Genomic DNA, 12,639 nt, shown 5'->3' on the forward strand with positions numbered 1-12,639 from the left:
TCAGCTTACGATCGCGAACAGCACCCCTGCCACGGCGAAGCTGACGACCGACAGCACGGTCTCCAGCACGGTCCACGTCTGCAGCGTCTGCTTGACGGTGAGGTTGAAGAACTTGGCGATGATCCAGAACCCGCCGTCGTTGACGTGGCTGAGGATGATGGATCCGGCCGCGATCGCCATGGCGATGAGCGCGACGGACATCTGCGAGTAGTCCTGCGCCGCGACGAGCGGTCCGACGATGCCACCGGTCGTGACGATGGCGACGGTCGCCGATCCCTGCGCAATACGCAGCGCACAGCTGATGATGTACGCCAGCACGATGATCGGCAGTCCCGCCGCGGACATGGTGTCCGCGAGTGCGGTACCGATGCCGGTGGCCGAGATGACCTTGCCGAAGAACGCGCCCGCACCGACGACGAGGAGCAGCATGCCGACCGGGCGGAGCGATTCGCCGGTGAGAGTGGACAATTCCTGCACCGTCGAACCGCGCCGGATGCCCAGGACGTAGAACGCGATGAGCACCGCGATGAGCAGAGCGACCGCGGGGGTGCCGAAGAACGTGAGGACCTGGAGCAGGTTGCCCTCGTCGAGCAGAATGGTGCCGAAGGTGGCCCCGAGGATGAGCACCAGGGGCACCGCGATGATGGCGCCGATGGTCGCGACGGACGGGGGAGTGGTGACCACGGGACGCTTCGTCTCGACGGCAGTGCCACCCGACGTGTGCGGTCCGTCGTCGTCGGCATCGTTGACGAAGTCCTCGGGCACCTCGACGATGATGCGCTTGCCGATGTAGCTGCCCCACACGAGACCGGCCGCGATGAAGCCGGGGATCCCGCAGATGAAGCCCATGAGGATCAGCCAGCCCAGGTTGACCTCGAGCAGGCCGCCCAGAGCGACGGGGCCGGGGTGCGGAGGCAGGAACGCGTGCGTCATCGACAGGCCCGCGAGCATGGGAAGTGCGTACAACACCAACGACTTTCCGCCCTGTCGCGCCGCGACGTAGACGAGCGGGGCGAGAACGAAGATGCCGATGTCGAAGAAGACGGGGATGCCGAAGATGAGGCCGAGCAGACCCATCGCGATGGGTGCGCCGCGATCACCGAAGACGCCGAGAAGCTTGGCGGTGAGTGCCTGCGCACCACCGGACCTCTCGAGGATGGCGCCGAGAACGGTACCCAGTCCGATGATCACGGCGATGTGGCCGAGAATGCCGCCGAAGCCCGTCTCGAGAATCGAGTCGCCGCTCTTGATGGCGGTTCCCACGATCTGCGACACCGGAAGTCCGGCTGCGACAGCGAGTCCCAGGCCGACTATGAGGAGGGCGATGAACGGTTCGAGCTTGACCTTGATGATGACGACGAGCAGGACCGCGATCGCGATACCGCACAGAACGAGGAGTCCGGGAGTGGACGTCCTCAACCAGTCGACGACGGAACCCATGAGGTTGCCTTTCGAAGTATGTGGAGAGTCAGCGGGAGAGTGAGTGGACGAACGAGGTGGCGCGAGCGGTGATGTCGTCCCAGAGCCCGGCCGCGACCGCGGCCGGTGGAACGACGTCGGTGCCCGCGGTGACGGCGACGGCGCCGCGGGCGAGGTAGTCGGCGGCATTGTCGGCATTGACGCCGCCGGACGGAACGAGGGGGACGTCGGGGAACGGTCCGCGGAGATCACCGAAGTAGCTGGGGCCGAACAGCTTCGCGGGGAAAACCTTCACCGCGGCGGCGCCCAGATCGAGCGCCGCCATGATCTCGGTGGGCGTGAGCGCGCCCATCATGACGGGCACGTCCCGTTCGTGCGCCACCGCGGCGACGTCGGGACGCAGTCCGGGAGTGACGAGGAAGCGTGCACCCGCGTCGATGGCGGCGCGAGCCTGATCACCCGTCATCACGGTGCCCGCACCCATCACGGCACCGGACGACGACGCTGCGCGCAGGCAGTCCAGCACGTTCGGTGTGGTGAAGGTCAGTTCGACGGCCCGCAGTCCGCCGGCGACGAGGGCGTCGGCCAACGCGGCGGGGTCGGGAATGGACGGGGCGCGGACCACCACCAGCGCGCGGTCCTCGAGAATCGTCGCAAGTGCGTCATCGAAACGGGTCGTCATGAGGTTCTTCCGTGAGAGGTGCGGCGGAGGGAGTGGCCGGCGAGTGTCCCGGTAGGGACGCCGTCGCGCACGGCGACGGAGCCGTTGACGAGAACGTGCGCGATGCCGACGGCCTGCTGCTTGGGGTGGTCGAAGGTGGCGGTGTCCCGGACGGTCGCCGGATCGAAGACCACGAGATCTGCTGCGTGGCCCTCGCGGACGAGACCACGATCGGTGAGACCGAGTCGTGCGCTCGGCCGTCCCGTGAGGTGATGGACGCAGTCCTCCAGAGACATCAGACCCTCGTCGCGGACGTAGTGGCCGAGGTAGCGCGGGAACGTGCCCCAGGCCCGCGGGTGCGGACGCTCGCCCACCAGGATGGCGTCGCTGCCGCCCATGTGGTGGGGATGCACCATGATGGCGCGCACGTTCTCCTCGTGCCCCACGTGCTGCAGGATCGTCGTGCTCAGCGCGTCTCGCTGGAGCACGTCGAAGAACACGTCGACGGGAGCGCGGTCCTCCTCGGTCGCGATCTCGAGGACGGTCTTCCCGACGTAGCGGTCGAGATCCGCGTTCGCGACGCCGCTGAGCTGGATCGTCTCCCACTCCACCGTGACGCCGTGGCAGCCGTCCGAGCCGTAGCGGTTCACGTCGTCGGTGATGCGGCGCCGCACGTCGGGATCGGCGAGACGGCCCAGCGCTGCGTCGGGTCCGCCGGACATCGCCCAGCTGGGCAGCAGCGCGGACAGGGTGGTGGCACCGGGGAGGTAGGGATAGGTGTCGAGCGTGATGTCGCACCCGTCGTCGATCGCAGCGTCGACCATGTCGAGGAACTCGCCGGCGCGGCCCTTGTTCTCGCCGAAGTTCATGGTGGCGTGGGTCAGGTGCAGGGCGCAGCCGGTCTCACGGGAGAGGTCGATCATCTCCCGGTACGCGCCGAGAGCGTTCTTGCCGTAGGAGCGAGTGTGCGGAGCGTAGAAGCCGCCGAACTCGGCGACGACCTCGCACAGCGCACGCAGTTCGCCCGTGTCGGCGTACATCCCGGGCGTGTAGGTCAGTCCGCTCGACATGCCGACTGCGCCCTCGGACATGCCTTGTGCCACCAGCTCTCGCATGTGCTCGATCTCGGCAGCGGTGGCGGGACGCTGATCCGCTCCGACGGCCAGATAGCGCAACGTTCCCTGCGGCACCAGGTACGCGGCGTTGGGGGTGATGCCCCGGTCGAGCCGGTCCAGATACTCGGCGACCGAGCGCCACGTGATGTCGAGATCGGTGGGATTGCCGTTCCATCCGGAGATCTGACGGCGGATGACCGCGAGCGTCTCGTCGGTGACGGGTGCGTAGGAGAGCCCGTCCTGACCCAGCACCTCGGTGGTGACGCCCTGGGTGATCTTCGGAACGTGTCCGGGCGCGGTCAGGAGTCCGAGGTCGGAGTGGGCGTGCATGTCGATGAAACCCGGTGCGACGACGTGGCCCCGAGGCACGTCGACGACGATCCGCGCGTCGGCGACGGTGCCCGGTGCCGCGACCCGCGTGATGCGTCCGTCGTCGACGAGAACGTCGGCGCGGACTCGGTCGGACCCGGTGCCGTCGACGACGTCACCGCCGCGAAAGAGGATGTCCGCCATGATCAGAAGAAGGTGTGGATCAGGTCGACGATGCGCGGGTTCGCCGCGTCGGCGTCGTCGACGACCGGAAGCAGACGCCACTTGTCGAACGCCGTGCAGGGATGCGACAGGCCGAGCCGTGCGACCGTCCCGACGGGAACGTCGTCGCGGGCCGTGCCCGGCGTCCGGAGGAAGGCGTGCTGATCGTTGAGCGCCGAGATGTGGTGCCCCGCTTCCGCGTCCCGGCCGCCGATGCGCTGCGGTGTCGGCAGCCCCTCGTCGAACGGGAAGTCGCGCTTGCCCGCATCGAGCAGTGCGAGTTCGGGTTCCGGGCGCGACACCACGCGTGCCCAGCCGTGCATCGCGGACGACAGGTGCTGTGCGCCGACGCGGGAGGCGATGAGCGGGGAGATGTCGGCGTAGAAACCGTCGTCGTGCACCACGTAGGCGCCCGAGCGCAGCACGACGGCCGTGTCGTCGTCGACGACGGACGAGAGCCGCTCGACCACCAGGTCCTGGTACGCGCTACCACCCGCGGTGACGATCGCTCGTCCCTCGTACAGGCCGTCGGCGGCGAGACCGGCGTGCAGGGCGGCGACCTCGTCGAGGTAGGCGCGCACGGCGTCCAGTCCTGCGGGTGTGCGGTCGTGGGCCAGCGCGCCTTCGTATCCGCCCACGCCGGCGAGGGTCACCGACGGCGACGAGGAGATCGCGGCCGCGACGCGTCGTGCCTCGTCCACGCTGCGTGCCCCGGTGCGGCCGTGCGGCCCACCGAGTTCGACGATCACCGGGATCGGTCGTGTCACGGCGCCCAGGATCTCCGTCATGCGTGCCACGGTGTCGACACTGTCTGCCCAGCAGACGAACTCGACGTCGTCGTGGGCGTCGAGGTCCGCCGAGATCCAGCGGAGTGTCACCGGGTCGACCAGTGCATTGGCGAGAAGGATGCGCTGCACGCCGAATGCGCGAGCAAGTTGTACCTGCCACCCGGTGGCGAGGGTGATTCCCCAGCTGCCCGCCTCGAGCTGCTCGGCCCAGAGCTGCGGCGCCATCGTGGTCTTGCCGTGCGGTGCCAGACGCATGCCGGCCGCATCGGCCCACCGCGCCATCACATCGATGTTCGACGTGAGGTGTCGGCGATCCAGTGTGACGACCGGGGTCGCGAACTCGGCGAGAGTGGGCGCCGTCGCCAGATAGTCGCGCACGGCGAGGCCCCACGCGGCGGGTGGGACGGACTTGTACTCGGGGCCGAGAGTGCGGTCGTGCAGCGCCTCGACGGCGGCCTTGTCGATCATCGAATCCTCCTGCGCCGGATGCGGCGCTGTAGCGTTGCGTATTTTGCAACGCTGATTGCAAACTGTGTTCGGTGTCGTTAGTCTGCAACGAACAGGGACAACTCGCAAGACATCGAAGGGAATTGATGTGAGATCACCCGGCGCGGCGACTCCACGGGTGGTGTGTGTCGGCGAGGGGCTCGTGGTCATGGTCGCTCAGCCCGGCCCGCTCGAACACTCGGACACGTTCGAGCGGTCGGCCGGAGGAGCCGAGGCCAACGTCGCGCGGGTCCTCGCCCAGTTGGACGTCGAGGCGTCCTGGCTCTCGCGCGTCGGTGACGACGGCTTCGGCCGCTACCTGATGGAAACGATGCGCGCGAGTGGGGTGGACACGTCGGCGGTGATCGTCGACCAGACCCGCACCACCGGGATGTATGTCAAGGAGCGCGGTTCGGGCAGCGGTCACGCGTCGGACCTACCCGCCGGGGAGAGTCGAATGACATACTTCCGCAGCGGTTCCGCCGCCAGTGCGCTGTGTGTCGACGACATCGTCGGGGCGACACCGGTGCTCACGGCTGCCGACCTCGTCCACGTCAGCGGCATCACGCTCGCCCTGTCGGGCACCGCGCGCGAGGCTGCGGCCGCGCTGGCGTCGTCGCCCGGTCTGCTGAGTTTCGACCTCAATCACCGTCCGCGGTTGTGGACCACCGGGAGCGCGGATACCGTTCTGGGGGAACAGGTCCGGCGCAGCGACATCGTGCTCATGGGTGCCGACGAAGCGCAGGAGGTGTTCGGCACCGGAGACCCCGACGCGCTGCGTGCCCTGTTCCCCGAGCCGCGCCGCCTGGTGATCAAGAACGACGCCCACGTGGTCGTGGGATTCGACGGCACCGAGCGTGTCGACGTCCCGGCCCTGCGGTTGTCGGTGGTCGAGAAGATCGGCGCGGGAGACGCATTCGCCGGTGGCTACCTGGCCGGTGTCCTCCGCGGCGACGACCAGCAGCGTGCGATCAGGCTGGGGCACCTGTGCGCCGCCGGCGCCCTCACCGCGCACGGCGACGCCGCCCATCTGCTTCCGCTGCACCGTCTCGATGCACTGGTGACATCCTCGGACGAGGAGTGGTCGACCATCGACTACGACGCCGAGAGGGGAATCGCCGTATGAGTCAGAGTGTGTCCCGCGCGCTCAGCCTGCTCCGGGTGCTGGCCGACGGTCCGCGATCGTTGGACGAGTTGGCCGCCCACCTCGATGTGCACAAGACCACGGTCCTGCGACTGCTGCGCGCGATGGAGGCGGAGCGTTTCGTCCAGCACGACCACGAACACCGATATCGCCTGGGATCGACACTGTTCGAACTGTCCAACCGATCGTTGGAGCAGCGCGACATCCGGACGTTGGCGCGGCCGTACCTCGCGACACTGAACGCGGAGACCAAGCAGACGATCCACCTCGCCACCTACGAGTCGGGGGAGGCCGTCTACATCGACAAGTTCGACGCCACCCAGAGCGTGCGGATGTACTCCCGTGTCGGACGCCCGGCCCCGTTGCACTGCACCGCCGTCGGAAAGATCCTGATCTCCGGGCTGCCTGCGGACGAGCAGGTCCGCGTCGCCCATCGCATCGAATACACCCGCTTCACCGACCGCACCATCGACACGCCCGAGCGCTACCTCGACGAACTGGCCCTCGTGACCCGTCAGGGATACGCCGAGGACCACGAGGAACACGAGTCGTTCGTCAACTGCATCGGCGTGCCGGTGCGTGACGGGACCGGCTCGATCGTCGCCGCGGTGTCGATGTCCGTGCCCGACATGCTGCTCGACCACGCCCGCGTCCTCGGCACCCTGCCGCAGGTGCGCGCGGTGGCCGAGACCATCTCCGCCGAACTCGGCTGGAGTCCGACCCCGACGAAGGAACCCGCATGACCGACAAGATCGCCGTTCTCACCACCGATGCGCCTGCACCCGCCCATACCTTCTCGCAGGGCGTGCGCAAGGGCCCGTTCGTCCAGGTGTCCGGGCAGGGACCCGTCGACCCGGCGACCAACGAGTACCTGTATCCCAGCGATGTCGCGGCGCAGACCACGCGGACGCTGACCAACGTCAAGGCCATCGTCGAGGCGAGTGGCGCGACCTTCGACGACGTCGTGATGCTGCGGGTGTACCTGACGAAGCGTGAGGACTTCGCCGTCATGAACGAGGCGTACGGCGCCTTCGTCCTCGAACACACGAAGGGTGACGTCCTGCCCAGTCGCACAACGGTCTTCACCGGACTGCCGCGCGAGGAGATGCTCGTCGAGATCGACGCGATCGCGGTGGTCTGACACGTCGACCCACCGTCAGGGCACCATGAACCCATGAGACGACGGTGGGTACGGCTGCAGGGCACGTTCTGGTTCGTCCCCGCGGTCCTGGGCGTCGTCGCTGTCGTCCTGGCTCAACTCCTGGTCGCTCTGGATCGGTGGCTCCTCGATCGAGGCATCGGGATCGGCGGGTCGCTGCTCTATCACGTGGGTGCGAGTGGCAGCCGGGACATCCTCGGCGCCATCGGCGGGTCGATGCTCGGCGTGGCGGCGACGTCCTTCTCCATCACCATCTCGGTCCTCGCGACGGCCAGTTCGACCTACGGCCCGCGACTGGTGCGCAACTTCATGGCGGACCGCGGGAACCAGGTGGTGCTCGGCATCTTCGGAGCGACCTTCCTCTACGCACTGATGGTGCTGCGCTCCATCCGGTCGCTCGACTCGGACGGCGACGTCTTCGTACCCGACATCGCGGTGAACGTCGCCGTGCTCCTCGCGGTGCTCGATGTCGGCGTGCTGGTGTACTTCATCCACCACATCGCCCAGTCGATTCAGGTGGCGACGCTGTCCTCGCGCGTGCGGGACGAACTCTCCGCAGCCGTCGACGAGCTCTACCCGACGGAGCCGCCGGCCGACGCGGCGTCGGATTCCGAGGTGACGCTGCCCGACCACGTCGACACGGTGCGTGCTCCGCGCTCCGGAGTCGTCGTCGACGTGGACGAGGACGCGGCGTTGTCCTCGGCCGTCGACGCCGATGCCGTCGTGGTGCTGCTCTGCAGACCGGGCGAGCACGTGATCGAGGGAGACGCCATCGCGGAGTCACGACGGTGGAGCGGATCCGCCTCCGCGTCACACCTGCGCGAGATCGAGTCCGCGGTCGAGATCGGCGACGAACGGACTCCGCAGCACGACATCGAGTTCGCCGTCGAGCAGCTGGCTGAGATGGCGGTGCGGGCTCTGTCCTCGGGTACGAACGATCCGTACACCGCTCGCAACGCCTTGGACGATCTGTCCGTCGGGATGGCGACTCTCGTCGGCCGTCCGCCGCCGTGCGGTGCCCGGACCGACGATGCCGGAACGGTACGGATCGTTCTGCGTCGGGTGTCCGTGGTCGACCTGATCGACCACGCACTCGGCGCGGTACGGATCTACGCGATGGCGAGCCCCATGGTGGTCGCTGCCGGTATCCGGATGGCGGAGCGGCTCGGTGCGGCAGCGACCGCGACCGCGTCGATCGACCGCGTCCGGTACCACCTCGACCTCCTCGACGAGGCGTGCCGACGGGAGATGACGGATCCGGCAGGGCGGGCCTCGTGCCTCGACCAGATCGACCGCGCGCGTGGGCGTCTCCTGACGGTCGCCGTGTCCGGCTCACCGTCAGGCACAGTGGAGTCGTAGATCCGCTGCCGAAAGGACCCTGTGCAGACCCGCCTCGCCTCTCTCGGGCTTCTCTCCATCCTGCTCGGCGCCGCGACGGTCGTCGTCCTCGACGTCGTCACCGCACTCGGGTCGCCCGCCCATCTGCGCCGCACCATCAGCGAGTACGGGCTGGGCGCGCAGCAATGGGTGTTCACGGCCGGGGTGCTGCTCCTCGCCGTCGGATCCGGAGCCGTTCTCGTCGCTGCCGTCCGGCAGTCGTTGCTGCGCGCGTCGTCGGTCGCCGCGGTGGCGATGACACTGTGGACGGTGGGACTCGTCGCCGTGGTCGCAGTTCCCAAGCAGGACTGGAGCAACGACGCGACGCTCGGACTCGGCGGCGCGGTGCACCGCGCGGGCGCCGCGGTCGCGTTCGTCAGCATCCCGGTGGCGGTGATCGCCCTCGCCGCGCCGTGGATCCGGTCGAGCGAGTGGGCCCGTCACGCCCGACGGACGTTCGTGCTGGGTGTGCTGTCCGTCGTGGCCATCACGCCCATCGGGTACGCGTTGCTCGTCGGCATGACCACCTCGACACCGTGGTACCGCGTCGTCACCCTCGGCCACGTCGAACGGATCCTCGTCGTCGTGGAGGTGATCTCGCTGATCTCGCTCGCGTGGTGGGTCCGCGCGAGCGCGCTCAGGGAGTCACCGCATCGCGTCGGTGACGCGGTTCACCAGCTCTGAGTCGTCGACGTTCAGAATGGGCGCCCACATGGAGGCCGCATCGGCGCCGTAGGCGTGACCGTGGCCTTCCGGCACCTCGGCGGCGAGCGCCATGTCGAGCGTCACCTGCCAGAAGGTGACCAGAGGGATCCATGTCATCCCCTTGTCGACGTCGACGCCGCGCGGCTCCCGGAGCCAGTCCGGCTTGCCGAACAGCAGGTCGAACGACCACCAGACGATCGGATCGCTGGGGTGCTGCCAGTACACGATGCGCGGGCTCTCCCAGTCCACCAGACCGGGCGCGTCGAGATCGGACGGCTCCGCGGCGAAGCGGACGTTCTGCCCGCCGTAGATCACGGGCAGGATCTCGGGGCTGCCCGGGTCCCGTGAGTCGGTGACACGCGACCACTGCTCGGAGAAGTTGGGCGTCCCCACCCACAGCGCGCCGTCCGTGCGCGCCAGCATGTCCTGCACTCCGGAGAAGGCGTCCTGGCCGCCGTACGACCCGAGCGATTCACCGAACGTGAGGAGCTTCGGGCGATCGCTCTCGGGACGGTCCTGCACGCGCTGGTAGACGGCCTCGAAAACGGCGCGGCCCGCGATGAGCGGGGTGTCGCGATCGGCGAGGAACGCCAACGGACTGGGCAGGTACGAGTACTGGACCGCCGCGATCGCCGTGTCGCCGCCGGCGAGGTACTCGAGTGAGGACGCGACGGACGCGTTGACCCACCCTCGACCGGTGGTCGTCGCGATCGCCAGGTACTCGCGATCGAAGGCGCCGGTTCGGTCCAGTTCGGCGACGAGTCGATCGGCGAGCGAGTCGACGGTGTCCCGGCCGAGGCCGAGCCCGTCGGCGTCGACGGACTTGCGTCCCGCATAGACCCGGATCGGGGTGAGGGCGGGCCGTCCCGTCACGGATGCGATCTCGTCCGACGTCGGGCCGCCCGCGACGAAGGTGCGCCCCTCGCGGCCCAAGGTGTCCCACTCCTCGTTCGACTCGGGCGAGCCCGACCGTTCGGGCGCCGACGGCCGTTCCACGCCCTCGGCGCTCCCGGTGTCGGCCGCAGCGGCGGACCCGTTGGAGATGCGTGAGATCCCGGTGGCAAGGAGCCCCTCGACGGCGAACACCAGCACCACACCGACGGCGACGACGGCGAGACCACGCGAGACGGGCGGCGGGAGAACACGACCGATCAGTGCGATGAGAAGGTCTGTGACGCGGCGGATTCCGCGCGCCAGCGTGATCACCAGGACGACGACGATCGCGGCGACGACGAAGACTCCGGCGTAGTCCCACGACTGGCTCGGCTCGATGCCCACGAGTTCGCGGGAGATGTTCTGCCACCACGCCCCGAGGACGAGGAACAGCGGGAGCACGACGACTGCGGCGGCGCCGATCGCGTACCAGCCCCACCGCCTCAGTCGTTCGGGCCACTCGCGAGTGAGCTCCATCCGCCGGACGCTCCACACGACGAGAACGCCGACGCCGTAACCGCACGCGACCGAGAGGCCCGTGGCGACGGCCTGCAGGTACCACGGTCGGGGGAGAAGCGACGGGGACATCGACCAGCAGTAGAAGACCAGTCCGACGACGAGGCCGATCGGCTCGAAGCGGGAACACCACCGCCACAGTGCGGTGGCAATGCGTCCTCGCTGGTCCTTCGTGGTCACCGGGTGAGTCTAGGTGCTGCGCGGCGACTCCAACCGGGAGCGCAGGGTCCGATCGGTGACAGAGATCCCCTGGTTGATGAAGGGTTCGACCACCTTCGCGAGTGCCTTGCCCGTGAACCCGCCGGGGAACTCGTAGCGGAACTCGACGTCGGCGACGCAGTGTCCGTCGTCCACGGGGGTGACCACCCAGCGAGAACTGGTCTCGAAACCCTTCACCGACGACAACGCGATGACGGAACCGTCGACCCACTCGACGATGTCCACCGTGGAGTGCAGAGCTTTGGGTCCCAGCTTCATCTCGGCGTCGAAGCGGTCACCGGTGCCGCGCGACACCGGTCCGACGGGGACGAACGAGGTGACGCCGAACATCCAGTCCGGCACGTTCTCGTACGAGGACAGGTAGTCGAAGGTCGCCGACGCCGGTGCGGCGATCTCGACGTGCTTGGTGATGACGGGCATGAGGTCTCCTGGTGCGGCTGTGGTGTCAGGGATTCGGTCGGTCAGTCGATGCGGATGGTGAGAGCGTCGGACACGGGCACCGACTGGCAGGCCAGGCGCACTCCCCGGTCGAGCTCGTACTGATCCAGCGTGTCGTTGACGCGCATGTGCACGTCACCGCTGACGAGAGTGAACGCGCAGGCGCCGCAGTTGCCCTCGCGGCACACGAACGGGGCGTCGATTCCCTCGGCGAGCATGGCGTCGAGCAGCACGGTGTCGGGTGCGCAGTGGAACGAGTGATCGTCGCCCTCGACCTCCGCGGACACGGGAACGCCCGTGGCCGAGGACGTCTCGACGAGGGTGGTGTGGAACGGGTCGGTGGTGATCGACGTGAACACCTCACGGTGGATGTTCTCGGGCGACACCCCCGCCGCGAGGAGCCCCTGCTGCGCCACCTCCATGAACGGCCCCGGCCCGCAGAGGTACGCGTCGGCGTCGGCGATGCCGGAGACGGCGTCGGTGAGACCGGTGGCAGTGGGCAGGCCCGACGCCGACTCGTGCCAGTGCCGCACCGTGAGGCGGTCCGGATGCTGCTGCTGCAGATCGTCGAGGGTGGCGGCGAACATGACCGAGTCCGGATCTCTGTTCGCGTAGAACAACACGACCCGTCCGTCGTGCGACGCCAACGCGGTCTTCAGGATGGACATCACGGGCGTGATGCCGCTGCCGGCGGCGACCAGGACGAGCGGGCGATCCCATCGCGCGGGAACGAAGGTGCCCGCGGGAGCCAGTGTCGTCAGTGCGGATCCTGCCGTCGCGGTGTCGCACAACCAGGTGGACCCGAGGCCGCCCGCGGTGCGCTTGACGGAGATCGCGGGGCGCTCGCCGGTGTCGGGACTGCTCGACAACGAGTAGCACCGTGCGGCGGAACCGCCGTCGCTCAGAGGAATTTCGACCGTGAGGAACTGGCCCGGGCGGTAGCGCAGAGCCTCGCCGTCGGCAGTGGACAGGACCAACGTCACCGCGTCCGCCGTCTCGCGGATCACCTCGTCGACCTGCAGTCGGAGTGTGCGGACGGCGGTGTCCGCGGAGTCGATCGCCACGATGTCTTCCCCTCGTCGGCCGGGTGTGTCCGGCACTCCGGACTACACCGAAGATTGTTTCATTGAACTATAGGCCATTGACAA

The 12,639-nt window shown here is 68.5% G+C and carries 12 protein-coding genes; 5 read left to right on the forward strand and 7 right to left on the reverse strand.

The features are described from left to right. The 4 genes from QE397_RS03590 to QE397_RS03605 are packed head-to-tail and all read right to left on the reverse strand — an operon-like array spanning position 1 to position 4,982. On the reverse strand, positions 1–1,440 hold the full coding sequence (locus QE397_RS03590; RefSeq protein ID WP_027504896.1) for a GntP family permease: 1,440 nt from the start codon (positions 1,438–1,440) through the stop codon (positions 1–3). 28 nt (positions 1,441–1,468) lie between these two features. Then, positions 1,469–2,101 (reverse strand): bifunctional 4-hydroxy-2-oxoglutarate aldolase/2-dehydro-3-deoxy-phosphogluconate aldolase, encoded by a 633-nt coding sequence (locus QE397_RS03595; protein ID WP_056448239.1) that lies wholly within the window; start codon positions 2,099–2,101, stop codon positions 1,469–1,471. Further along, positions 2,098–3,708, reverse strand: coding sequence for an amidohydrolase family protein (locus QE397_RS03600; protein WP_307091797.1), 1,611 nt, complete (start codon positions 3,706–3,708; stop codon positions 2,098–2,100). Before QE397_RS03600 ends, QE397_RS03595 begins: the two co-directional genes overlap by 4 nt. A gap of 2 nt (positions 3,709–3,710) precedes the next feature. Beyond that, positions 3,711–4,982 (reverse strand): amino acid deaminase, encoded by a 1,272-nt coding sequence (locus QE397_RS03605; protein WP_307091799.1) that lies wholly within the window; start codon positions 4,980–4,982, stop codon positions 3,711–3,713. A gap of 127 nt (positions 4,983–5,109) precedes the next feature. On the opposite strand from QE397_RS03605, the gene QE397_RS03610 reads away from it, so the two are divergent. Genes QE397_RS03610 through QE397_RS03630 form a run of 5 tightly spaced genes read left to right on the forward strand, consistent with a single transcriptional unit; the run spans position 5,110 to position 9,364 of the window. Further along, entirely contained in the window at positions 5,110–6,126 is a 1,017-nt protein-coding gene (locus QE397_RS03610) for a sugar kinase (protein WP_307091800.1), read from the forward strand. Next, the gene (locus QE397_RS03615; RefSeq protein WP_307091802.1) at positions 6,123–6,887 is read left to right on the forward strand and encodes an IclR family transcriptional regulator; all 765 of its coding nucleotides are present in this window, start codon (positions 6,123–6,125) and stop codon (positions 6,885–6,887) included. Before QE397_RS03610 ends, QE397_RS03615 begins: the two co-directional genes overlap by 4 nt. After that, the gene (locus tag QE397_RS03620; RefSeq protein ID WP_307091804.1) at positions 6,884–7,285 is read left to right on the forward strand and encodes a RidA family protein; all 402 of its coding nucleotides are present in this window, start codon (positions 6,884–6,886) and stop codon (positions 7,283–7,285) included. The genes QE397_RS03615 and QE397_RS03620 overlap by 4 nt, the downstream gene beginning before the upstream one ends. A gap of 33 nt (positions 7,286–7,318) precedes the next feature. After that, entirely contained in the window at positions 7,319–8,662 is a 1,344-nt protein-coding gene (locus tag QE397_RS03625) for a DUF2254 domain-containing protein (protein WP_307091806.1), read from the forward strand. A 21-nt stretch (positions 8,663–8,683) separates the two neighbouring features. Then, positions 8,684–9,364: a DUF998 domain-containing protein gene (locus QE397_RS03630; protein WP_307091808.1), complete on the forward strand. Its 681-nt coding sequence runs from the start codon at positions 8,684–8,686 to the stop codon at positions 9,362–9,364. Here QE397_RS03630 and QE397_RS03635 read toward each other — a convergent pair. From QE397_RS03635 to QE397_RS03645, 3 genes are read right to left on the reverse strand one after another with little or no spacing between them, the layout of a single operon-like run. Beyond that, positions 9,326–11,014 (reverse strand): alpha/beta-hydrolase family protein, encoded by a 1,689-nt coding sequence (locus QE397_RS03635; protein WP_307091810.1) that lies wholly within the window; start codon positions 11,012–11,014, stop codon positions 9,326–9,328. The two genes, QE397_RS03630 and QE397_RS03635, sit on opposite strands and share 39 nt — an antisense overlap. 9 nt (positions 11,015–11,023) lie before the next feature. Further along, on the reverse strand, positions 11,024–11,473 hold the full coding sequence (locus tag QE397_RS03640) for an SRPBCC family protein (RefSeq protein WP_051613146.1): 450 nt from the start codon (positions 11,471–11,473) through the stop codon (positions 11,024–11,026). A gap of 41 nt (positions 11,474–11,514) precedes the next feature. Further along, positions 11,515–12,555 (reverse strand): ferredoxin--NADP reductase, encoded by a 1,041-nt coding sequence (locus QE397_RS03645; RefSeq protein ID WP_235578954.1) that lies wholly within the window; start codon positions 12,553–12,555, stop codon positions 11,515–11,517. Positions 12,556–12,639 lie beyond the last annotated feature (84 nt).

Origin of the sequence: Rhodococcus sp. SORGH_AS_0301 (genome assembly GCF_030818285.1) — a bacterium.
Taxonomy (GTDB): domain Bacteria; phylum Actinomycetota; class Actinomycetes; order Mycobacteriales; family Mycobacteriaceae; genus Rhodococcoides.

Coding starts and splice junctions, on each gene's coding strand:
- QE397_RS03590 (WP_027504896.1), bottom strand. CDS start 1,440: ATGGGTTCCGTCGTCGACTGGTTGAGGACGTCCACTCCCGGACTCCTC.
- QE397_RS03595 (WP_056448239.1), bottom strand. CDS start 2,101: ATGACGACCCGTTTCGATGACGCACTTGCGACGATTCTCGAGGACCGC.
- QE397_RS03600 (WP_307091797.1), bottom strand. CDS start 3,708: ATGGCGGACATCCTCTTTCGCGGCGGTGACGTCGTCGACGGCACCGGG.
- QE397_RS03605 (WP_307091799.1), bottom strand. CDS start 4,982: ATGATCGACAAGGCCGCCGTCGAGGCGCTGCACGACCGCACTCTCGGC.
- QE397_RS03615 (WP_307091802.1), top strand. CDS start 6,123: ATGAGTCAGAGTGTGTCCCGCGCGCTCAGCCTGCTCCGGGTGCTGGCC.
- QE397_RS03620 (WP_307091804.1), top strand. CDS start 6,884: ATGACCGACAAGATCGCCGTTCTCACCACCGATGCGCCTGCACCCGCC.
- QE397_RS03625 (WP_307091806.1), top strand. CDS start 7,319: ATGAGACGACGGTGGGTACGGCTGCAGGGCACGTTCTGGTTCGTCCCC.
- QE397_RS03640 (WP_051613146.1), bottom strand. CDS start 11,473: ATGCCCGTCATCACCAAGCACGTCGAGATCGCCGCACCGGCGTCGGCG.